Annotated in this window: 19 protein-coding genes; 12 read left to right on the forward strand and 7 right to left on the reverse strand. The window is 65.4% G+C overall.

Translation table 11 applies throughout. The features are described 5' to 3' along the window. From AC1D34_RS09545 to gyrB, 11 genes are all read left to right on the forward strand, one after another. Nucleotides 1-406, forward strand: a 406-nt coding sequence (locus tag AC1D34_RS09545; protein ID WP_476824072.1) for a zinc finger domain-containing protein, incomplete at its 5' end; no start/stop codon positions are given. 140 nt (nucleotides 407-546) lie between these two features. Then, on the forward strand, nucleotides 547-1,320 hold the full coding sequence (locus AC1D34_RS09550; RefSeq protein WP_069878406.1) for an enoyl-CoA hydratase: 774 nt from the start codon (nucleotides 547-549) through the stop codon (nucleotides 1,318-1,320). Between the two features lie 106 nt (nucleotides 1,321-1,426). After that, nucleotides 1,427-2,425: a threo-3-hydroxy-L-aspartate ammonia-lyase gene (locus tag AC1D34_RS09555; RefSeq protein WP_441504982.1), complete on the forward strand. Its 999-nt coding sequence runs from the start codon at nucleotides 1,427-1,429 to the stop codon at nucleotides 2,423-2,425. Further along, a complete protein-coding gene (locus AC1D34_RS09560; protein WP_441504981.1) occupies nucleotides 2,422-2,811 on the forward strand; it encodes a RidA family protein in 390 nt (129 codons plus the stop codon). The genes AC1D34_RS09555 and AC1D34_RS09560 overlap by 4 nt, the downstream gene beginning before the upstream one ends. Nucleotides 2,812-2,999: 188 nt before the next feature. Then, nucleotides 3,000-3,266 carry a 30S ribosomal protein S20 gene (gene rpsT, locus AC1D34_RS09565; protein WP_069878404.1) on the forward strand — a complete coding sequence of 89 codons (267 nt, stop codon included), beginning with the start codon at nucleotides 3,000-3,002 and terminating at the stop codon, nucleotides 3,264-3,266. A gap of 800 nt (nucleotides 3,267-4,066) precedes the next feature. Next, nucleotides 4,067-5,569: a chromosomal replication initiator protein DnaA gene (gene dnaA, locus AC1D34_RS09570; protein ID WP_476824073.1), complete on the forward strand. Its 1,503-nt coding sequence runs from the start codon at nucleotides 4,067-4,069 to the stop codon at nucleotides 5,567-5,569. Nucleotides 5,570-5,726: 157 nt separating this feature from the next. Next, nucleotides 5,727-6,842: a DNA polymerase III subunit beta gene (dnaN, locus tag AC1D34_RS09575; protein WP_476824074.1), complete on the forward strand. Its 1,116-nt coding sequence runs from the start codon at nucleotides 5,727-5,729 to the stop codon at nucleotides 6,840-6,842. Between the two features lie 14 nt (nucleotides 6,843-6,856). Next, nucleotides 6,857-7,981: a DNA replication/repair protein RecF gene (gene recF / locus AC1D34_RS09580; RefSeq protein WP_441504979.1), complete on the forward strand. Its 1,125-nt coding sequence runs from the start codon at nucleotides 6,857-6,859 to the stop codon at nucleotides 7,979-7,981. Between the two features lie 98 nt (nucleotides 7,982-8,079). Then, a complete protein-coding gene (locus AC1D34_RS09585) occupies nucleotides 8,080-8,694 on the forward strand; it encodes a LysE family translocator (RefSeq protein ID WP_476824075.1) in 615 nt (204 codons plus the stop codon). Nucleotides 8,695-8,771: 77 nt separating this feature from the next. Beyond that, the gene (gene recQ / locus AC1D34_RS09590) at nucleotides 8,772-10,604 is read left to right on the forward strand and encodes a DNA helicase RecQ (protein ID WP_476824076.1); all 1,833 of its coding nucleotides are present in this window, start codon (nucleotides 8,772-8,774) and stop codon (nucleotides 10,602-10,604) included. A 144-nt stretch (nucleotides 10,605-10,748) separates the two neighbouring features. Next, nucleotides 10,749-13,169 (forward strand): DNA topoisomerase (ATP-hydrolyzing) subunit B, encoded by a 2,421-nt coding sequence (gene gyrB, locus AC1D34_RS09595; RefSeq protein ID WP_441490560.1) that lies wholly within the window; start codon nucleotides 10,749-10,751, stop codon nucleotides 13,167-13,169. A gap of 272 nt (nucleotides 13,170-13,441) precedes the next feature. Here gyrB and AC1D34_RS09600 read toward each other — a convergent pair whose 3' ends face one another. Then, entirely contained in the window at nucleotides 13,442-13,723 is a 282-nt protein-coding gene (locus tag AC1D34_RS09600; protein WP_441490561.1) for a hypothetical protein, read from the reverse strand. 193 nt (nucleotides 13,724-13,916) lie between these two features. Next, the gene (locus AC1D34_RS09605; protein ID WP_476824077.1) at nucleotides 13,917-14,408 is read right to left on the reverse strand and encodes a phosphatase PAP2 family protein; all 492 of its coding nucleotides are present in this window, start codon (nucleotides 14,406-14,408) and stop codon (nucleotides 13,917-13,919) included. A gap of 651 nt (nucleotides 14,409-15,059) precedes the next feature. On the opposite strand from AC1D34_RS09605, the gene AC1D34_RS09610 reads away from it, so the two are divergent. After that, nucleotides 15,060-16,061, forward strand: coding sequence for a LacI family DNA-binding transcriptional regulator (locus tag AC1D34_RS09610; protein WP_476824078.1), 1,002 nt, complete (start codon nucleotides 15,060-15,062; stop codon nucleotides 16,059-16,061). On the opposite strand, the gene AC1D34_RS09615 is transcribed toward AC1D34_RS09610, so the two are convergent. The 5 genes from AC1D34_RS09615 to AC1D34_RS09635 form a co-directional block, all read right to left on the reverse strand. Beyond that, complete coding sequence (locus AC1D34_RS09615) at nucleotides 16,028-17,689, reverse strand: metallophosphoesterase family protein (RefSeq protein ID WP_476824079.1); 1,662 nt, start codon at nucleotides 17,687-17,689, stop codon at nucleotides 16,028-16,030. The two genes, AC1D34_RS09610 and AC1D34_RS09615, sit on opposite strands and share 34 nt — an antisense overlap. Beyond that, the gene (locus AC1D34_RS09620; RefSeq protein ID WP_476824080.1) at nucleotides 17,686-18,327 is read right to left on the reverse strand and encodes a dual specificity protein phosphatase family protein; all 642 of its coding nucleotides are present in this window, start codon (nucleotides 18,325-18,327) and stop codon (nucleotides 17,686-17,688) included. The genes AC1D34_RS09615 and AC1D34_RS09620 overlap by 4 nt, the downstream gene beginning before the upstream one ends. Before the next feature lie 166 nt (nucleotides 18,328-18,493). Next, nucleotides 18,494-19,324 (reverse strand): inositol monophosphatase family protein, encoded by an 831-nt coding sequence (locus AC1D34_RS09625; protein ID WP_476824081.1) that lies wholly within the window; start codon nucleotides 19,322-19,324, stop codon nucleotides 18,494-18,496. A gap of 33 nt (nucleotides 19,325-19,357) precedes the next feature. Further along, nucleotides 19,358-20,473, reverse strand: coding sequence for an ABC transporter substrate-binding protein (locus AC1D34_RS09630; protein WP_476824082.1), 1,116 nt, complete (start codon nucleotides 20,471-20,473; stop codon nucleotides 19,358-19,360). A 77-nt stretch (nucleotides 20,474-20,550) separates the two neighbouring features. Continuing rightward, entirely contained in the window at nucleotides 20,551-21,660 is a 1,110-nt protein-coding gene (locus tag AC1D34_RS09635; RefSeq protein ID WP_476824083.1) for an ABC transporter substrate-binding protein, read from the reverse strand. Between the last annotated feature and the right edge of the window lie 13 nt (nucleotides 21,661-21,673).

Raw genomic sequence — 21,673 nt, forward strand, 5'->3', positions numbered from 1 at the left:
GCTCTTTGCCGGCAAGCTCGCGCCGCTGAAGGCGGCGCTGCTCGACCAGCGGCTCGTGGCAGGCCTTGGGAATATCTATGTCTGCGAGGCGCTGTTCCGGGCGGGGCTTCACCCGGAAGCGGCGGCCGGTACGATCACGACGCCAACCGGTCGGCCCCGCGAGGCAGCCCATGCGCTCGCACAGATTATTCGCGAGGTTCTCGAGGAGGCGGTGGCCGCTGGCGGCTCGACCTTGCGCGATTTCGCCCATGCCGACGGCTCGCTCGGCTATTTCCAGCACCGCTTCAAGGTCTATGACCGCGAGGGCGACCCATGTGTCACGCCCGGCTGCGGCGGCCTGGTGAAGCGGCTCGTCCAGTCCGGTCGCTCGACTTTCTATTGCGAGCGCTGCCAACCGAAGCGCTGAGCCAACGTCATATCGCGCGCGGAGCGGTGTCGGCGGCACGGCTTCCGCAGGGTTCGAAAGCCGCCTTTGCGCGGCCGCGCATGGACCGCGCCCGCGGCCCCCGCTAATGCTGCAGGCGAAGCATCATCCGGGAGGCCGCCATGGCTTATGAGACCATTCTCGTCGAGGTGAAGGGCAAGGTGGGCGTCATCACGCTGAACCGCCCGCAGGCGCTGAATGCGCTCAACGGCCAGCTGATTGGCGAGGTCAACACGGCGATCGATGGTTTCGAGAAGGATGCCGGCATCGGCTGCATCGTCATCACCGGCTCGGAGAAGGCCTTTGCCGCCGGCGCGGACATCAAGGAAATGCAGTCCCGCACCTTCCCCGAGACCTATCTCGACGACAAGTTCGAGCCGTGGGACCGCATTGGCCAGCGCCGCAAGCCGATCATCGCGGCGGTCGCGGGCTTTGCGCTCGGCGGCGGCTGCGAACTCGCCATGATGTGCGATTTCATCATCGCCGCGGACAATGCCCGCTTCGGCCAGCCGGAGATCAATCTCGGGGTCATTCCCGGCGCCGGCGGCACGCAGCGCCTGACCAAGGCGATCGGCAAGGCCAAGGCCATGGATCTCTGCCTCACCGGCCGCATGATGGACGTGAACGAGGCGGAGCGCTCCGGCCTCGTCGCCCGTATCGTTCCGCTGGCCGACCTGATGACGGAAGCGCTGAAGGCGGCCGAGGCGATCGCGGCGAAGTCGCTGCCCTCGGTGATGATGGTCAAGGAATCCGTCAACCGGGCCTTCGAGGTCACCCTGAACGAGGGGCTGCGCTTCGAGCGGCGCGTGTTCTCCTCGCTCTTCGCCACGCAGGATCAGAAGGAAGGGATGGCCGCCTTCTCCGAGAAGCGGCCGCCGGATTTCAAGAACCGCTGAACCCAGTCATGAGCGGGGCGAATGCCGGGGCCGACGATCTTTGATTTGCGGCTCAGCCCCGCTTGCTGACACGATGGGGGTTCTCTTCGAAGCTTAGGGATACCAGATGAACGCTGCCGCTCCTTCCGCCACGGGCGGGCTCGTCCTGCCGACCTATGAGGATGTCGTGACGGCGGCGGGTCGCCTCCAAGGCATCGCACACCGGACGCCGGCACTGACCTCGCGCACGGCCAATGCCCGCACCGAGGCCTCGCTGGTCTTCAAGGCCGAGAACCTGCAGCGCATGGGCGCCTTCAAGTTCCGTGGCGCCTTCAACGCGATCTCGGCGCTGAGCGCCGAACAGAAGCGTGCTGGTGTCGTCACCTTCTCCTCGGGCAATCACGCTCAGGCGATCGCCCTGTCGGGCAAATTGCTCGGCGTGCCGACCGTCATCCTGATGCCGCAGGATGCGCCTGCCGCGAAGGTTGCGGCGACCCGTGGCTATGGCGCCGAGGTCGTGCTCTTCGACCGTTACAGCCAGGACCGCGATGCGCTCGGCCGCGAGCTGGCCGAGACCCGCGGCCTCTCCCTGATTCCGCCCTATGACCATCCCGATGTCATTGCCGGCCAGGGCACCGCCGCCAAGGAGCTGATCGAGGAGGCTGGCCCGCTCGATATCCTGCTGGTCCCCCTCGGCGGCGGCGGTTTGATTTCCGGCGCGGCTCTCGCGGCCAAGGCGCTCAACCCCGGCATCCGCGTCTTCGGCGTCGAACCGGAGGCCGGCAATGACGGCCAGCAATCCCTGCGCAGCGGCAAGATCGTCAAGATCGACGTGCCCAAGACCATTGCCGACGGCGCCCAGACCGCCTTCCTCGGTCAATACACCTTCCCGATCATCCAGAACCTCGTCGAGGATATCGTCACGGTGCCGGATGCGGCGCTGATCGAGACGATGCGCTTCTTCGCCGAGCGCATGAAGCTCGTGGTCGAGCCCACCGGTTGCCTTGCGGCTGCAGCGGCCTTCACCGGGGCGGTTCCGGTCACGGGCAAGCGTGTCGGCGTCATCATCAGCGGCGGCAATGTCGATCTTGCTGCCTTCGCACGCTTCGTAGGGCCTTCGGCATGAGCAGGATCGAGACCATCGCCTCGCCCGAGGTGCCGGCCCCGGCGGGGCATTATGCGCATGCCGTGGCCTATAAGGACCTCGTCTTCGTCTCCGGCCAGCTCGCTCCCCGCCCTGACGGCAGCCATAGCTCGGCCGAGCCCTTCGCCGTCCAGGCGCATCAGGCGCTGGCCAACATGCTCGCGATCCTCACGGCGGCTGGCTGTGCGCCGTCCGATGTCGTCAAGGTTACGGCCTATCTGGTCGGGGTGGGCAACTGGCCCGAGTTCAACCGGATCTACGCTGAGGCCTTCGGCGATCACCGCCCTGCGCGCTCGGTCGTGCCGGTGCCCGAGCTGCATCATGGCTACCTGATCGAGATCGAGGCTGTGGCGGTCCGAAGGGGCTGATCTGGCGCTCCTGGCGTGATACGGCCATTCCGGCGTTGACGCGGCCCGCACAAGATACTATAGGCCAGCGTCTCGCGACGGCTAGCGCAAGCAACCGCCGCCGCACATGCATTTCAATCAAGGTAGCGGCCCGAACCCGCCAGGCAAATCCGCCGGGTGTTCGGTCGCAATGAAGACGAGGACGATCGATGGCCAATACGACGTCGGCCAAGAAGGCCACGCGCAAGATCGCGCGGCGCACCGAGGTGAACAAGGCGCGCCGCAGCCGTATGCGCACCTTCCTGCGCAAGGTCGAGGAGGCAATTGCCTCGGGCGACAAGGGTGCCGCTGCGGAGGCGCTCAAGGCCGCTCAGCCGGAGATCATGCGAGCCGCTCAGAAGGGCGTCGTTCACAAGAACACCGCTTCGCGCAGGGTCTCGCGCCTGGCGCATCGGATCAGCGCTCTCGCTTCCTGAGCGGCGTTCTGCAGAGCAGTTTCGGACTAAGAAAAGCCCGGCCGTCAGGTCGGGCTTTTTGTTTGCTGTGTTAACCGACCGTTAGGCAAGCCTGACTGCCGCAGACGAGAAAAATCTCATCTGCGGGGCCGATTCAGTAATCTTTCCGCTGCGTTATGGGGTTGACTTCGGTTGTGGTTTCAGGGCGCCAAAAGGTGCTTTTTTCGCCTTTTGGCCGCGCAAATAAATCCCATATTTTTCATGACGTTAGCGGGCAAAGGAATCTGTTGTCGGGAATCGCCGGAGCTTCTACCTGCGTCTCCGTCGCTTCCCGAAAAAAAGATTCGCGCTCCGCGCGCAGCCTCCGCCGTAAAAAAAACGTTAAGTTCCCCAACCTATTGGGCCTGCCTTGCCCATAGGTCATGGGGCCTCTGAAAGGGCTTGAGTCTCCGAAGCCGGCTGACTGGGATATTGCCCCCGTTCGAGGCGCCCCTGTAAGGTCCCTTCATCGCCGGGCGGACAGCAATGACCTCCGGTGGTTTCCAAAGATTAACGGCGTTTTTGGCTCACGCCCCAGAGGGGAGAGGATGCGGCTCTTTGTCTGTTTGAGTTGAGATGAAGTAGCGGCTCCGTCCTTCGGCGAGCCTTCTAAGCGTAATCAGAAATGGATCGAGAGCCTGTCACCCGCCGGCGCATGCCGTCGAGTGGGCGTCATTCCCTTTGTCCAAACAACAGCTCCGGCAGGCGGTCCACCAAGAGCCGCCGCCGATGGCGCATCTCTTGATATTGAAATGGGGCACGAAATGTTCGAGCGGCAAGCCATGGACGAGATTACCGATGCGAAGGCTGTGCCGGCGTCTGTGATCGCGACCACGACTGCGAGCATCCAGGGGGAGGGAGCAGCGCTTTCCCTGACTGAAGCCTGGGACCGCGTGCGCCGCCGCTTGCGTGCCGAACTCGGCGAGGATGTTTTCTCCAGCTGGTTTGCGCGTGTCGAGATCGGCGGCCTCGTCGATGGCGTGGCCTATCTCACCGTGCCGACCCGTTTCCTGAAGAGCTGGCTGGAGGCGCATTATGCCGAGCGCCTGCGGGCGCATTGCCTGGCCGAGTTGCCTGCTGCCAATGGCATCCTGCTTTCGGTGCGCCAGGCTGCCCGGGATGCCATTCCGGCCGCGGTCCGCGAGGCTGCCATGGCTGCCCCGCGTGCGGCGGCGCCCGAGCCCGTCATGGCCGTTCGCTCGGCGGAGGCCGGGTCCCTGCCCTGTGAGCAGGAGCTTGTTGACGCCTGCGGCACGATGCTCGACCGGCGCCTCAACTTCCAGAGCTTCATCGTCGGCAAGTCGAACCAGCTGGCCTTTGCAGCGGCCGAGCGAATTGCCGCGGCCCCGGCCGGATCGACCCCCTATAATCCGCTCTACCTTCATGCTGGGGTCGGGCTCGGCAAGACGCATCTCCTGCAGGCGATTGCTCAGGATGCGCGCAATCATGGCAAACGCGTGGCCTATTTCACGGCCGATCGCTTCATGTACGGTTTCGTCGCGGCCCTGAAGTCGCAGACGGCGCTCGCCTTCAAGGAAAAGCTCCGCGGCATCGACCTGCTGATCGTCGACGACGTACAGTTCATCCAGGGGCGCTCGATCCAGCAGGAGTTCGGCCACACGATCAACGCCTTGATCGATGCCGGCAAGCAGATCGTGGTCGCGGCCGATCGGCTTGCCAATGATCTCGAAGCGCTCGACGAGCGCATCCGTTCGCGGCTGGCCGGCGGGCTTGTCGTCGAGGTCGGCGAGCTTGACGAGGCGCTGCGCGTGAAGATTCTCGGAAGCCGGCTCGAGTCGCTGCAGGCGGCGCATTCGAGCTTCCACGTCAATTCCGACGTGATCGCCTATGTTGCCCGCGTCATCACCGCCAATGGCCGCGATCTCGACGGCGCCGCCAATCGGCTGCTGGCCCATGCCACCTTGTCCGGCAATGCGGTGACGCTGGAAACGGCCGAGGCGGCGATCCGTGACCTGGTCCGGACCCGCGAGCCGCGCCGCGTCAAGWTCGAGGACATCCAGAAGCTGGTCGCCACCCGCTACAATGTCAGCCGGGCCGACATCCTCTCCGAGCGCCGCACCGCGGCAGTCGTGAAGCCGCGCCAGATCGCCATGTATCTGTCCAAGGCGCTGACTCCGCGCTCGCTGCCGGAGATCGGCCGCCGCTTCGGTGGCCGCGATCACACCACCGTGCTGCACGCCGTGCGCAAGATCGAAAAGGCGATCGCCGAAGATCGCCTGCTGCATGACGAGGTCGATCTCCTGAAGCGGATGCTGCAGGAGTGAGCTGCCTGCCGCGCTATGCCCTGAAGGCGAGCGCGGCTTTGGCTGTGGCCGGTTGTGAGAGCGCCCTTGCGCCACCGGCGCGCGTCCTGCAATGTCGCGGGCCATTCCGTCGCCCGCGCAGCCGCTGCTCGGGCGCTAGCACGCCAGAAGACAGACGATGAAGGTCACGGTCGAACGTTCTACGCTGTTGAAGTCGCTGGGTCATGTCCACCGCGTGGTGGAACGCCGCAACACGATCCCGATCCTGTCGAACCTTTTGCTGAGCGCGGACGGTGCCGGCCTCAAACTGAAGGCGACCGATCTCGATATCGAGGTCGTCGAGACGGTGCCTGCCGATGTCCCGGAGCCGGGCGCGACGACCGTGCCGGCACATACGCTCTACGATATCGTGCGCAAGCTGCCCGACGGCGCCCAGGTCTCGCTCGAGACGACGGGTGAAGCGGGGCTGACGCTCCGCTCCGGCCGCTCGCGTTTCATGCTGCAAACCCTGCCCGAGGGCGATTTCCCCGACATCACCGGGGGCGAGATGGCGCATCGCTTCACGCTCGCCGCGGGTGAGCTCAAGCGCCTGATCGACAAGACCCAGTTCGCGATCTCCACCGAGGAGACGCGCTACTATTTGAACGGCATCTATCTCCACACCATCGAAGTCGAAGGCCGCAGCCTGCTGCGCGCCGTTGCGACGGACGGGCACAGGCTTGCCCGCGTGGATACCGCGGCTCCGAGCGGGGCTGCCGGCATGCCGGGCGTGATCGTGCCGCGCAAGGCCGTGGCGGAGATCCAGAAGCTGCTGGAGGATGGCGACACCGAGGTCTCGGTCGAGCTCTCCGCCACCAAGATCCGTATCGCGACGCAGGCGGTGGTGCTGACCTCGAAGCTGATCGACGGCACCTTCCCGGATTACCAGCGGGTGATCCCAAGCGGAAACGACAAGCGCCTGACCGTCGACAAGGGCGATTTCGCTGCCTCGGTCGATCGTGTCTCGACGATCTCCTCCGAGCGCGGTCGCGCGGTGAAGCTGTCCATCGCCGATGGCCGCCTGACCCTGTCGGTCACCAATCCCGATTCCGGATCGGCGACCGAGGAGGTCGAGGTCGATTATGATGCGAGCCCGCTCGATATCGGCTTCAACGCCCGCTACCTGATGGATATCGCCGCCCAGCTCGATGGCGACACGGCCCTCCTCAAGCTTGCCGATCCCGGTTCGCCGACCGTGATCCAGGATCGCGAAGGTGCGTCTGCGCTCTATGTGCTGATGCCGATGCGGGTTTAGGCCGCGCTCGCATCTTGACCACGGTCGCGCGCCTGATCCTTCAGGATTTCCGCTCCTATGAGGCCCTCGATCTCGCGATCGGGGGCCAAATCGTTGCGCTTGTCGGTGAGAATGGCGCCGGCAAGACCAATCTGCTCGAAGCCGTGTCTCTGTTCGCGCCGGGCCGGGGGCTGCGCCGCGCCGATCTCTCCGACATGGCGCGCCAGGCGGGCCCGGGCTCCTTCGCCGTATCGATTGCGCTCGCGGAGGATGGGCCGCGCCTCGGCATCGGGCTTGGCAGCGAAAGCGACGGGCGGCGTGCAAGGCTTGCCCGCATCGACGGGGTCCAGGTCGGCTCGGCGCTGGCTTTCAGCGACTATCTCCGCGTGGTCTGGCTGACGCCGGATCTCGACGGCTTGTTCCGTGGCTCGGCCGGCGACCGCCGCCGCTTCCTCGACCGGCTCGTGCTTGCGGTCGATCCAGGCCATGCGACACGCTCGAACGCGCTAGAACGGGCTTTGCGCTCGCGCAACCGGATCCTCGAGGACACTCCGCAAGAGTCGTCCTGGCTTGAAGCGATCGAGCGGGAGATCGCCGAACTCGGCGTGGCCGTGGCTGCCGCGAGGGCCGAGACGGTTGGCCGACTGGCGATGATCATCGCGGCCAATGGCGACGACGCATCTCCCTTCCCCCGTGCCGCGCTCGGCCTTGAAGGCGAGATCGACCGGCTTGTGGCGGGGCTGCCGGCACTCGATGCCGAGGATCGCTATCGCGACATCCTGAGGCAGGGGCGCCAGCGCGACCGCGCGGCCGGGCGCACCCTTGTCGGCCCGCAGGCGTCGGACCTCCTCGTTCGCCATGCCGCCAAGGATATCCCGGCCGAGCAGGGCTCGACCGGCGAGCAGAAGGCCCTGCTGATCGGGCTCGTGCTTGCGCATGCGAGGCTGGTCCGGAGCATGAGCGGGCTTCCGCCACTGGTCTTGCTCGACGAAGTCGCCGCCCATCTCGATCCGCGTCGGCGCGCGGCGCTCTACGCCGAACTCGGCGAGCTGGGCTCGCAGGTCTGGATGACGGGTGCCGATCCGGCGTTGTTCACCGATCTGCCGGCAGGGGCGCAGTGTTTCACCGTGACATCCGGGCAGGTCGAGGCCATCGGCTGACGTGCTTGAGCTGGGCTGATCGGTCAGATCACGCGTCGCAATGAGACGCCTCGGGTGCATTCTGCTAGGGTTGCCGCTGCTCTGAAGAGGCTGCTCCCATGGAACTTACAGGCCTTCTGGTATTTGCCGGCGTCTATTTTCTGGCGGTCGCTTCGCCTGGTCCTGCGGTCGCTGCCCTGGTTGCGCGCTCGCTCGGCACCGGCTTTCGCCGCTCGCTTCCCTTTGCGGCGGGAATCGTCGCAGGCGATCTGATCTGGTTCTCCTGCACGGCGCTTGGCCTTGCGGTGCTGATGCAGGGCTTCCATGGACTCTTCGTCGCGATCAAATATGCCGGCTGTGCCTATTTGCTCTATCTCGCCTGGAAACTCTGGACCGCCCCGGCCGAGGCGCCGCGTCAGCCGCCGAGTGCCCGCGGGGAGGGCTTGCGGCTGTTCTTCGGCGGCATCGCGCTGACGCTCGGCAATCCCAAGGTCATGGTGTTCTTCCTGTCGATCCTGCCTCTTGTCGTCGATCTCGGCCGGATGACGATGCTCGCCTTCGTCGAGGTTGCGTTGCTGCTGACCCTGATCATAGGCTCGACGATGCTCGCCTATGCCTATGCCGCGGATCGGGCTCGGCGGCTGGTGGCGAGCCCGACGGCGATGCGTCGGATCAATCGCCTGACTGGCGGCGTCATGGCCGGTGCGGCGGCTGCTATCGCCGCTAGGGGCTGAAAACCAGCTCCATCGCCCCCAGGATGGTCGCGGCTTGGGGCTGGCCATTGCCGCCAGCCTCGGGCAAACCCTTCGGCATGCCGCAATCTCGCGAATCACAGGCGCGCGCGACGCTGAAATCCGTCTTCGGCTATGACGATTTCCGCCCGGGACAATGGGAGGTCATCGCGGCCGCGCTGGCGGGAAACGACGTCTTCGCGGTGATGCCGACCGGCTCCGGCAAGTCGATGTGCTATCAGCTGCCCGCACTGGTCACGGGCGGGCTGACGCTCGTGGTCTCGCCGCTGATTGCGCTGATGCGGGATCAGGTCGGGCAGTTGACGCGGGCCGGTGTCGCGGCGGCTTCGCTCAACTCGATGAACAGCGAGAGCGAGGCGGCGGACGCCTGGGCGAAGCTCAACGCCGGCGACCTGCGTCTGCTCTTCGTCTCGCCGGAGCGATTGGCGGGGGAGGGACTGGTCGCTCGGCTGCGCAGGCTCGGCGTTGCCCGGCTTGCCATCGACGAGGCGCATTGCGTCTCGCAATGGGGGCATGATTTCCGCCCGGAATACCGCCTGCTTGCCAAGGTTCGCGAGGCGCTCGGCGGCGTCCCGGTCACGGCACTGACGGCCACTGCGGATCGGCAGACGCGCGATGACATCGCCCAGCAGCTGTTCCCGAAGCCGCCTGTCACCGTCATTCATTCCTTCGATCGGCCGAATCTGAAGCTCGCCTTCGCCCCGAAGGACCAGCCGCGGCGCCAGATCGCCGATTTCCTGAAGCGACATCGCGGCGGCAGCGGCATCGTCTATTGTTCGTCGCGAGGCCGGACCGAGCGCCTCGCCGAAGGCCTGCGCGAGCAGGGCTACAAGGCCTTTGCCTATCATGCCGGCATGGAGCAGCAGGAGCGCAACCGCAACCAGGACCTCTTCCTGCAGGAGGATGGTGTGGTGATCTGCGCCACCATCGCCTTCGGCATGGGCATCAACAAGCCCGATGTCCGCTTCGTCGTCCATGCCGACATGCCGGGCTCGATCGAGGGCTATTATCAGGAGATCGGCCGCGCCGGCCGCGACGGACTGCCGGCCGATACGCTCACCCTCTACGGCGTCGAGGACATGGCGCTGCGCCGCCGCCAGATCGACGAGAAAGCGATCGACGACGAGCGCCGGCGCATCGAGCATAGGCGTCTCAGCGCGATGACCGACCTGTGCGAGTCGGCGCTCTGCCGGCGCTCTTCCCTGCTTGCCTATTTCGGCGAGGAGACGCCGCCTTGCCGGCATCGGGAAGCACAATTCCGCTGCGATCTCTGTGCTGGAGAGGCGACGCTCCAGGATGCCACGCTGGATGCCCGAAAGCTGCTCTCGGCAGTGGCGCGCTCGGGACAGCGCTTTGGCGCCGGGCATCTCGCCGATATCCTGACCGGCACGATGAGCGAAGCGGTCCGCCGCCAGAACCATGACGGGCTGAAGWCCTTCGGCGTCGGCAACGACAAGCCCAAGGCCGCCTGGGCAGCCCTGACCCGCAAGCTCTTCGCCGCCGGCGCGCTCGCGGAAGCCAGCACCGAACATGGCGGTTTCCGCCTGACGGAGAAGGGCGAAGACATCTTGTTCGGACGCGAGCCGATCGCGCTCAGGGCCGATGCCCTCCCCGTACGGCGCGGTCGCCCTGCCGAGCGTGGCGCGCGGGCCGATGGGCTCGATGAAGGCACCGCTGCCCTGTTCGAGCATTTGCGCCAGCTCCGGCTGACGATTGCCCGCGAGGAAGGCGTGGCGGCCTATATCATCTTCACCGACCGCACGCTGATTGCCATGGCGCGCGAGCGGCCGCTCGGGCTCGATCAGATGCGCGGGATCGAGGGCGTCGGCGAGCGCAAGCTCGCCCAGTATGGCGCGGTCTTCGCCGATGCGATCGCGGGCTTTCGGGGATAGCGGGGCAGTCCCGTCACGATGCGCCGGGGCTGCCCCTGCGCGCACGTACGCGTACGCGCGTGAAAAAGCCACCGTTCCCGCCTATATTCATGATACGAATCAAGACGATCGCGGGCATAGCCTCGCCCGCTGAAGGACCCCGACATGAGTGATGCTGCCCGCGACCTTGAAGACGCTGCCTATGGCGCCGATTCCATCAAGGTTCTCAAAGGCCTGGATGCGGTGCGCAAGCGCCCCGGTATGTATATCGGCGACACCGATGACGGCTCGGGCCTGCACCACATGGTCTACGAGGTGGTCGACAACGCCATCGACGAGGCGCTGGCAGGGCACGCCGATCTCGTCACTGTCACGCTGAACGCCGATGGCTCGGTCACGGTCACCGATAACGGGCGCGGCATCCCGACCGATATCCACAGCGAGGAGGGCATTTCCGCCGCCGAGGTCATCATGACCCAGCTCCATGCCGGCGGAAAGTTCGACCAGAATTCCTACAAGGTTTCGGGTGGCCTGCACGGCGTCGGTGTCTCCGTCGTCAACGCGCTCTCGGTCTCGCTCAAGCTGCGCATCTGGCGTGGCGGTAAAGAGCATTTCATGGAGTTCCACCATGGCGACGCCGTCGCGCCGCTCGCCATTGTCGGCCCGGCCGGTGACAAGCGCGGCACCGAAGTCACCTTCCTGCCCTCGACCCAGACCTTCACGATGGTCGAGTTCGACTACAAGACGCTCGAGCATCGCCTGCGCGAACTCGCCTTCCTGAATTCGGGCGTTCGCATCGTCCTCACCGACGCACGCCATGCCGAGGTCGTCCGTGAGGAGCTGAGATATGAGGGCGGCGTGGAGGCCTTCGTGCGCTATCTCGACCGCGCCAAGGCCCCCGTCGTCGACAAGCCGGTGGTTCTCGGCGCCGAAAAGGATGGCATCACCGTCGATGTCGCCCTGTGGTGGAACGACAGTTACCACGAGAACGTGCTCTGCTTCACCAACAACATCCCGCAGCGGGATGGCGGCACGCACTTAGCCGGCTTTCGTGCTGCGCTGACTCGCCAGATCACCGGTTATGCCGAGAGTTCCGGCATGATGAAGAAGGAAAAGGTCTCGCTCACAGGAGACGATTGCCGCGAGGGTCTGACGGCGATCGTTTCGGTGAAGGTGCCGGACCCGAAATTCTCCTCGCAGACCAAGGACAAGCTGGTTTCCTCCGAGGTGCGTCCCGTCGTCGAGAACATCGTCAATCAGGCGCTTTCGACCTGGCTCGAGGAGCACCCGAATGAAGCCAAGACCATCGTCGGCAAGGTGGCGGAAGCTGCCGCGGCCCGCGAAGCGGCCCGCAAGGCACGCGATCTGACCCGGCGCAAGGGCGCGCTCGACATCGCCTCGCTGCCCGGCAAGCTCGCGGATTGCCAGGAGCGCGACCCCGCCAAATCAGAACTCTTCATCGTCGAGGGTGACTCGGCCGGTGGCTCCGCCAAGCAGGGCCGTGCCCGTGAATACCAGGCAGTGCTGCCGCTGCGCGGCAAGATCCTCAATGTCGAACGCGCGCGCGTCGACAAGATGCTCTCCTCCGAGCAGGTCGGTACGCTGATCATCGCGCTCGGAGCCGGCATCCGCGAGGAATTCAACATCGAGAAGCTGCGCTACCACAAGATCATCATCATGACCGACGCGGACGTGGACGGCGCCCATATCCGCACCCTGCTGCTGACCTTCTTCTTCCGGCAGATGCCGGAGGTGATCGAGCGCGGGCATCTCTTCATCGCCCAGCCGCCGCTCTACAAGGCGGCGCGCGGCAAGTCGCAGACCTATCTCAAGGATGAGCGCGCGCTCGAGGAATACCTCGTCGACTCGACCTTGGACGGTGCTGTTTTCCGGACAGGAGACGGCATCGAGCGCGCCGGTCCCGACCTGCGCAGTCTGATCGACGAGGCGCGCGGCGTACGCAACACGCTGTCGCAGCTCCATTCGCGCTATGATCGGCGCATCGTCGAGCAGATGGCGATCGCGGGCGCGCTACATCCGCTGACCAACGAGAGCGATGCGCAGGCCAGCGAGGCCGCGGCCTATGTCGCGCGGCGGCTGGACGCGATCTCCGATGATCTCGAGCGCGGCTGGGAAGGCCGGGTGGAGGACGGCAGCTTCACCTTCTCGCGCCTCGTGCGCGGCGTGAAGCAGGTCGCGGTACTTGATGCCGGCCTGCTTGCGAGCGCCGAAGCGCGCAAGCTCGCTGCGGCAGCCGTCTCGCTGCAGGAAGCCTATGCCAAGCCGGGCGTGCTCAGCCGCAAGGGCGATGATCACATCGTCAATGGCCCGAGCGATCTCTTCGACGCGGTCAGCGCCATCGGCAAGAAGGGCGTCTCGCTGCAGCGCTACAAAGGCCTCGGCGAAATGAACCCCGAGCAGCTCTGGGAGACGACACTCGATCGCGACGTGCGCTCGCTGCTCAGGGTCAAGAACGACCAGAATGACGAGGCTGACGATCTCTTCGTCAAGCTGATGGGCGACGTCGTCGAACCCCGTCGCGACTTCATCCAGAGCAACGCACTGAACGCGACCGTCGATACGTGACGGCGCGGCCCTGGCGGTCCGTGACGCGGACCGATCGTGCCGCCCTGCTCCACGGACGCCTCCCTTGAGTGGTGTGCCAACACCACCACTCAAGCGCGCAGGTGCCGTCGGATGGGGGCGTCCTGGGATGCCCATCAGATCGGCTGATATCAAATCTGCGCGACAGCGAGCTTAGGGAAGAAAACAGAGGCGTAGCGAGATGCGCGCGGACAGAATCGCACTGCGGGCTCCCGCGGCTACGCGGGCAGTCGCTGAGGCCTGAGGCGAGGGCATCAGGGTTTCTTTTCGTTGGGTGCCTGCGTTGCCGCAGTGATTGCCGCGATCAATCGCTGGCGATTGTCGAGCACGAAGGCCGTGAAGGTGTCCTGACCGACGATCGACCTCAGCATGGTCGGCAACATGCCGTAGAGCTTGAGGGCGAAACCGGTCATTGCAGCGTCGTCGTTGATGAGACCGGAGGCCTTCTGCCCCACGAAGTCCGTGATGAGATGCTGGTTCTGGCTCACCAGCGCGACGATCTCCGCTTCGATTTTATCTTTCACGGCTTCGAACATGAATCACCTCGGTCGGCACGATCGGGAAACCTAGAGTATCGGCCCGAAAACGGGAATGTGGCTCTCAGGCTCATGCTAGACGCTATCCCGATCAGGCGGGCGTGTCGCCGAAAGGAGGCAATTGGCTTCAGAGCGCGTCACCTGAACCGAGATGCCGACGCGGTGGCCGATGATGTCCGCGGATGTTGCCCTTTCAGCGTCGACTGGTTCGCGTCAGGCGGGTCTGCAATCTGCGCTGCAGGCCCTCGACCGCTGCGATGATTGACCCACCGTGTCTCGCTGTCACCGCGAGCGAGATCAAGGCCGCTGGAATGGCCACGATAATCGCGCCGAAGAGGTCGGATGGGTAGTGGACGCCGACGTAGACGCGCGACCAGCCTACGAGCGCACCAATCGCGGCAGCAAGGCAGGCCACCCCGTATTGCCGCACCAAGGAAAGCACAGCCACAACCACCGCGAAGGCGAGGGCGTGATTGCTCGGGAAGGAGGCGCTGGAGCGGTGATCGACCAAGCTGTGCCCGAGGTTGACCATGAAAGGACGAGGCCGAAAGGCGATGAGCCCGATCACAAAACTCATGGTCATTGCGATGACCAGGGCGAGAGTGAGGGCAAAGGCGAGAAGGCGCCGCCTTCGAGAGCCGCGGATCCACAGGACGACGATGTAGCAGGGAATCAGGAGAATCACGAAGCGAGTGACCRCTATCGCGAAAAGAGCGACATAAGAGCTTGGGCTCGGCCCGGCATTGAGAGCAAGGAACAGTTCGGTATCGAGTGCGAGCATCGGCGAGAGAATCGGTCACGATCTTGGGGGACGGCTGTCGCACACGATGCGGTGGCGGGCGAATGAAATTTACCGGCCTTTCCTCGACCGTATGGAGGCCGTGCGCCTGTGGCTCCTTGGAGGGTGGGAGCCTGTCTCGGCCCGATTTTCATCGCAGCCTTCGTTCTCGACGCTTCCGGGATCGTCTTCGTCCTGATGCCGAGCCTGTTGCCGCTCTGCTGGAGATCGAGCCCGTATCAGAGGGATGACACCGGTCGGGACCGCCGGCTTTCTGCTTTGCAACGGCAACATCAAGGCCTCCGCATCGATCGAAAGCATGGCGCGATGAGCGCGCGGCGAGCACGGCTGGACCGCTCGTAACGGATGTCCGATTCCGGGCCGTGACGCCTCGGCAAGTGGCGCTTGAAACGCGGAGATATTTAGCCGTCTGCACATGCTTGCGTTCAGCAGAAATTATTACGATCTAACAATAATTTCTGCTGGCGGAGACCTCGTTCGGTTCCATTTTTGGGAGCCCTGTGCAAATTTGCACAGGAGCGCGCCAAAGGGTTCCCTATGAACAAGCCGATTCGTCCGCCGATCAACGCCCAGCAAGTCGCCGATCGCGCCGGCGTGTCGCGTTCGGCGGTGTCGCGCACCTTCACCGAGGGCGCCAGCGTGTCGGAGTCGACGCGCGCCAAGGTGCTCCGGGCAGCCGCAGACCTCGGCTATCACGTCAACCATCTGGCTCGCGGCCTGACCAGCCAGCAATCCGGCATCGTCTGCCTTTTGATCGGCGAAATCGCCACGCCTTACCAGTCGGCCTTGCTCGATGTGGTGACGCGGCGGCTGCAAGCCATGGGCAAGGTCGTGATGGTCTTGAACACAGCGGGGCAGGCGGAAGCGACAGAGGCCGCGTTACGCCAGACGCTCAATTACCGCGCGGACGCCACCGTGGTCGTGTCGGGCAGTCCTTCATCCTCGCTCGTGGAGACCTGCGTCGCCAACGGCCAGCGCGTCATCCTGATCAATCGCGACGATCTGCTCGAAGGAACCCAGCAGATCCTCGTCGACAGTTCCGGCGCCGCTGCCGAGGCGCTGATGATGCTGCGGCGCGCTGGCTGCGAGCGCATCGCTGTCGTCAGTTCGACCGCCGGCACGCCCAGCATCGTGGCGCGTGAAGTCAGTCTTTCGGTTGCTGCCGCCAAGGCCGGGGTCGACGTGCAGCTGTGCCGTTTCGGCCCGACGGGTTACGCCACGGGCGCTGAGACGGCGCGTCAGCTTTTCGCCTCGGCGGCGCGGCCGGATGGCGTCTTCTGCGTCACCGACCTGCTGGCATTGGGCTTCATGGATGCGGCGCGGAAGGAATTTGGCCGGCGCGTCCCCGAGGATCTCTGTGTCATCGGCTTCGACGATATACCGCAGGCCGGCTGGGCTGCCTACGAGCTGACGACCTTCCGCCAGCCGCTCGACACCATGGCCGACCATATCGCAGCAATCCTGGAGGGCGGCTGCCTGGTCGAAGGCCCCATCAACCTGCCGGCTCAGACGGTCTGGCGGCGCAGTGTCCGCCCCTGAGACGGCGTGACGACGAGCGCCTTGAGATCCAGCGCGACATCAAGGGTCGGCATGCGGTCGAGATAGCGCCCGAGCAGGCTGATGAAGGCGATGAACCGCCCCGCCAGCCCCATGGCTTCGGCATGATGCAGTTCGCCGATCCAGCGGCGATAGACGGCAAGGCGCGCTTCAGGCACCAGATCGAGCGCGAGGTCTGCTGCCTTGCGCAAGCGGTACCAGTCCTCGGCGAGGGCGGTCAGGGCTATGTCACCCGTGCTGGCAGCCGGCGTTGCCTGTGGCCAGAGCAGTCTCTCCAGATCGGCGAAGCGGTGGGTGCGTGCGAACTCCGCCATATCGCGCGGCCATTCGCGTGCCATGTAACGGGCGCCGACGAGGGCGCACAGATGACGGTCGAGAAAGCCAAGATGGCCRCCGGCGCTGACAGCCTTCGGTGACGGATCGCCAGCGGCGCCCGCCTCGCGGCTATAGTCGTCGAACGCGGCATCGTGACCGGGCACGTCGTCGAGACGGACGGTGCGTAACCGCACGTGGTCGGTGGTGACATCGAGCAGCTTCATCGCCGGTGCGAAGCCGACCGGCGATGGCACGGCGATGTTGAAGAAGCCCCCATACTCGTCCCGGAACACGGCGGTATCGTTCACGTGCAGATGGCCGGAGAGGTGAAGACGCACGCCGGTCTCGGTGAAGCACCGCGCCACCTCCATGGTCGGCGCGCGCCGGGCGAGGCCGGAACTTGGGAAAAGTGCGCACTCCAATGCCGAGGCGCCGGCGAGTGCGTCCAGCACCGGATAATGCGAGAATGCGACGAGAGCCTTGCCGCCGCGCCGCGCTCGCTCGGCGACGTCGCGCATCCAGGGGAGCAGATGCGGGCGCGTGCGCAACACCGCAGACCACCCGCCATCCGAGGGATCGAGCATCTGCGCGGGATCATCGAGATCAGTTGCCCCGTCGCGCGGCGCGACGATGTTGGCGTCGATGGAGAGCAGCCACAACCCCGCAACGGGCTCGATCAGATACGATGCGTCGATCATTTCAAAGCTCGTGGCTTCGTCAGGGCTGGCGGCACGGACCGTTCGCGAGCTCCAACGGGCATCGCTGCCAAACGGCGTTTCAAAATGCAGGTCGTCGGTGCGAGGTTGGAAGCCGAGATCGGCCATGAGCGTCAGCGCCTCAGGCGCGCCGAGCATGGCAGTCTCCGGCGACGAGATCGCGGCGCCATTCGGTGCGGCGTGGCTCCCGACGATGACCCGGCTGCCGTCGCGCCCGACGAACTCCTTGCGCTGCGGCCGGCCCTTCAGCGCCCAGAAATCGTGATTGCCGGGTGTCATGAATACGCGCAGGCCATGGCGACGCTCGTACTCGGCGATGAGCGCAACGGCGACTTCGATATTGTGCCGCTGACCATCGTCGGTGAGATCGCCGGGAACGATGACAAGCCTCGCGCCTTCCGCAACAGCGCAATCGAGCGCGGCGCGGAAGGCAGGAAGGCTCTCGTTGAATACGCGGGTGGACGCGGCGGTATCTGCCCAGCTGCGCACTGCGCCCGTAAGCCCCGCCCCCGCTGGTCGCCAGGCGACGTCATGCACATGCGGGTCGGCGATGACGGCGATGCGGTATGTTGGGTTCAATCAGCCAACTCCGGCAGGGGGCCATGCTTTTCCGGATGCGCGGCGATGTCGTCCTCGATCATGCGCGCCCAGCGAGCAGTCCGTGCGGCGGCGGCGATCAGCATGGGCTTGGGCGTCTCATGCCACTCGTCGGGACGGAGTTCGCGCTTGCCGCGAACGTAATTGATGGCGTCCTCCAGGGTGGGAAACTCCGCTGGGAGACGCAGATGCAGAAACAGCGCCACCAGGATGACGGAACGCGACCGCCCGGCCCGGCAGCTGACCAGCACATTGCCGCGCTCGCGGACGGAATAGGACGGCTTCTCCGGCAGAATCTGGTCGAGTGCGCCCTTCAGCTGAAAATAGCCGGCCAGCATCATGGTTTGCGGGTTGCCCGGTCCGTCAACGATACCAAGCTTGTAGTAGCGGATCGGGGCATGCCCGAAATCGACGTCGTTCAGCGCGTCCGGTGCCGGCTCGGCCACGTAGTTGAAGTCGAGATTGACGGCGCAGTTGAGCACCGTGGTGATTCCGTGCCGCTTCAGCAGCGGGATATCGGATGCGCCTTCACGCCCGCCGACATAGAGATCGATGCCATAGCCGGGCAGGTTCTCGTAGACGCGCGAGATGTGCGGCCGGTCATAGCGGGGCGTGGGCATTTCAGGGGCAGCAACGTCTCTTGTCGGAGCCATAAGGGGTACTCGCCAATTCCGGATCGAATGAGTTTGCACAGCTGTTCACTATCGCTCGCTCGCAGCCGCTCGTGCAGATGCAATGACGCAGTCCACTCCTGCGGTGACCGCGCCGCCGCAACGGCACGGCCATCTAGGCGACGCGTCGCCTTCGCCCTTCGGAGATCTCGCGCGCGACGCGATCGAGCGTCGGATAATTCGCCCCTGCGCCTACAGCGACATAGCCCGGGTGGAGGAACGCCGGCGCGGTCGGCCCCACCTTGCCGAGGTCGTGCGGGGTGTAGCGGCCGCCCGCCTTCTCTAGGATCAGGATGGCGGCGGTGACGTCCCAGGCGTTGACGCCGAAACCGGCGGCGGCGTCGACCCAGCCGGCCGCGACATGGGCGATGCTGRGTGCGGCGCTACCCGGTCGTCGCAGGGTCGCGAAGGTGCGTGTCAGTTCGCCGAAACGGCCGAGCGCGACCGCTTCGCCGTCGTTGCGGAAGTCGCGCGGCACCGGATAGCCGGTGATCAGCACGGCGTTGGCCTCGTCGGGGGCGGCACGACTGGCGAGCGGTTGCCCGTTGAGCCAGGCCCCGTTCCGATCGGCGAGGAACAGGTTGCCACCGATCGGATCGAGGATGGCCCCGGCGACGGTCTCGCCGTCGACCACCGCTGCCACCGACGTGCACCAGAACGCCATCCCGCTGGCGAAATTGGCCGTACCGTCGATCGGATCGACATACCAGTGCACCGCGCCGCTCCCGACCGAGCCGCCTTCCTCGCCGACAAAGGTCGAGTCGGGAACCTCCCGGAACACGAGATCGCGGATCACCGCCTCGGCGCGGCGGTCATGCTCGGTGACGGGGTCGTGCCGGTCGCGCTTGAAATCGACCACCATGCCGGCACGAAACGCGGTCGTGAGCGGCTCCTGAACGGCGAGAACGGCTTTGCGGGCAATATCGGCGATCGTCGTATGCAGCATTGTCTGGACTTCCGGCTCAAGGGGCGCGGTGTGTTAGCGCTTGTAGTGGATCTGCCAAAAATCCTGCCAATCCTGCCGCTTGTCCCAGTCGTCGAGGCCTGTCTTGGCGTCGTAGGGAAACAGGCGGTCCAGCACGACGGCAACACCCGATGGCTCGTCCTTGGGGACCGGGATCGCCTTGCTGGTCGGCAGCTTGCCATCCTGCATCTGCGGCATCAGCCCCTCTTCCGTCAGAATGTAGCGGACGAAGAGTTTGGCGGCGTTTGGGCTTTTGGTGCCTTTGGCGATGAGCGCAAGCTTGGTGTAGCTCCAGCCGACCCAAGGCTGAAGCGTCTTGCAAAGGCCAAGCTTGTAGCCCTTGTCGGCGTTGTCGCGGAACTTGGCGGAGCTCAGCAGCCCCATGAACGGCGCCTTCTGCCCGGGCGCCCCGACTGCGTCGGAAATGCGGTCGTCATTCTCGGACACGAGCGGCGCGTTCTTCGCCAAAGCCGCGAGCCATTCGGCGGCAGCGGTCTTTTGCTGCGGGACCAGCGGCTTGCCGTAGTGCGCCTTGTAGGCGGCAGCGAGCGCCTCGTTGCCGTGCTGGGCCAATTGGTTGAACCAGTCAGTATAGGTTCCCTTGGTCAGCGGATCGATGAAGGCGACGCGACCCTTCCATTCCGGTTCGGTCAGCTGCCAGACATTGGAAATCGGGCAGGAGGCTCCGTGGATTTCGGTGTTGTAGGCCCAGACATTGGCGTTGACCGAAATGGCGAGCGGATCGCGATAGCCGGCCGGGATCTCGCCGGCGAGGTCGGCAGGCAGGTAGCTTTCCAGCACCTTGGCCGGCAGCATCTGGCCGATGACGGCTGGCGTGTCGGTCAACAGGGCCACGTCTCCCTTGACGTTGCGGCTCTGGCTCTCGCGCAGCAGCATTTCGAGCTGGCTGTTGGCCGACACCTTCTGCCCCGTGGCGCTGAGCCCGTACTTGGCCGAGAACGCCTTGGCCATGTCGACGATCTTGCCGGTGCTGTCGTAGATCGTGATCGGCGGCTCTTTCCTGGCCGCGGCGATCAGGCTGTTGAGGTCGAGCGGCTCGGCGGCGATGGTCGGAGTGGCGGCGGCTGCCAACGCGACGGCCAGCAGCGGTGCTCTCCAGTAGGCGCTCATGGTCGTTCCTCCCTTGTGCGGCTTGCGAGCTGTTGCACCCGCGCCGCTTGCTTGTTGGGTTCGCGTGCAGGGCGCCGTCAGCGCCTGAGGTTGACGCGCCACAGGTCCTGCCAATCCTGGCGGCGCTCCAGGTCGCTCACGGACGACGCCAGATCCCACGCCATCATCCGGTCGAGGGAACGGCCGATGCCCGAGGGCTCATCAGCGGGCAAGGCGATCTTGGGGTGCGTCGGCACCTTCCCGTCGACGAGTTGCGGCGCCAGTCCCGGTTCGGTCAGCAGGTAGTTGATGAACAGCTTCGCCGTGTTGGGGCTCTTCGTGCCGGCCGCAACGACAGCCATGCTGGGATAGAGCATGCCGGCGAAGGGTTGCATGTCGCGGCAGATCGTCAGGCTGAACTTCTTGTCGATATTGTCGCGGAACTTGGCGACCGGCACCATGCCAAAAAACGGCTGCTTTTGTCCGGGCGCGCCGACGGCGGCGGCGACAGCGGTCGAATCGGCGATGAGCGGCCCGTTGGCGGCCAGCGCCTTCACCCAGGCGGAGGTCGCCGAGCCCTGCCGCTTGTCGAACGGCTTGCCGAAATGCGTCGCATATGCGGCGGCCATCGCGGCGTCGTGGTGCGTCTCCAACTGGTTGAACCAGTCGGCATAGGCCGGCCTCTCCAGGGGGTCCATCAGGGTCACCAGACGCGACCATGCCGGTTCGGTCAGTTCCCAGACGTTCTTGACCGGGCAGGATTGCGATGCCGCGCCGTTATAGCTCCAGACATGCGGATCGGTGACGAAGACCAGCGGATCCCGCGCATTTTTCGGCAACAGGTTCGCCGCGTCGTCGGGCACGTAGGAGGTGACGACCTTCTTCGGCAGCAACTCGGCCGCGACCGACGCCGTGTCGGCCGCAAGCGAGATGGAGGCGAGCGCGGCACCGGCGCGATGCTCCCGAATGAGCAGTTCCACCTGGCCTGCCTCGCTGACCTTCTTGCCGGTGACTCCAAGCCCATAGATCTTGTTGAAGGCGTTGGCCGTATCGACGATCTTGCCGGTAACGGCGTAGACCGTCATCGGCGGCTCGGCCTTCGCCCGCTCCGCGAGCAGCTTCAGATCCTCGGCCATGGCGGCCATTGCAGCGACCGACGCGGCGACCGCCAGGCCGGTGCGGAGTGCAGCCTTCGTCATGACAAGCATGGATCCCTCCCGT

This window comes from Allobosea sp. P1_A7 (assembly GCF_056406775.1).

Coding starts and splice junctions, on each gene's coding strand:
- AC1D34_RS09635 (WP_476824083.1), bottom strand. CDS start 21,660: ATGCTTGTCATGACGAAGGCTGCACTCCGCACCGGCCTGGCGGTCGCC.
- rpsT (WP_069878404.1), top strand. CDS start 3,000: ATGGCCAATACGACGTCGGCCAAGAAGGCCACGCGCAAGATCGCGCGG.
- AC1D34_RS09560 (WP_441504981.1), top strand. CDS start 2,422: ATGAGCAGGATCGAGACCATCGCCTCGCCCGAGGTGCCGGCCCCGGCG.
- AC1D34_RS09630 (WP_476824082.1), bottom strand. CDS start 20,473: ATGAGCGCCTACTGGAGAGCACCGCTGCTGGCCGTCGCGTTGGCAGCC.
- AC1D34_RS09555 (WP_441504982.1), top strand. CDS start 1,427: ATGAACGCTGCCGCTCCTTCCGCCACGGGCGGGCTCGTCCTGCCGACC.
- AC1D34_RS09600 (WP_441490561.1), bottom strand. CDS start 13,723: ATGTTCGAAGCCGTGAAAGATAAAATCGAAGCGGAGATCGTCGCGCTG.
- AC1D34_RS09620 (WP_476824080.1), bottom strand. CDS start 18,327: ATGCCCACGCCCCGCTATGACCGGCCGCACATCTCGCGCGTCTACGAG.
- dnaN (WP_476824074.1), top strand. CDS start 5,727: ATGAAGGTCACGGTCGAACGTTCTACGCTGTTGAAGTCGCTGGGTCAT.
- AC1D34_RS09585 (WP_476824075.1), top strand. CDS start 8,080: ATGGAACTTACAGGCCTTCTGGTATTTGCCGGCGTCTATTTTCTGGCG.
- AC1D34_RS09550 (WP_069878406.1), top strand. CDS start 547: ATGGCTTATGAGACCATTCTCGTCGAGGTGAAGGGCAAGGTGGGCGTC.
- AC1D34_RS09610 (WP_476824078.1), top strand. CDS start 15,060: ATGAACAAGCCGATTCGTCCGCCGATCAACGCCCAGCAAGTCGCCGAT.
- gyrB (WP_441490560.1), top strand. CDS start 10,749: ATGAGTGATGCTGCCCGCGACCTTGAAGACGCTGCCTATGGCGCCGAT.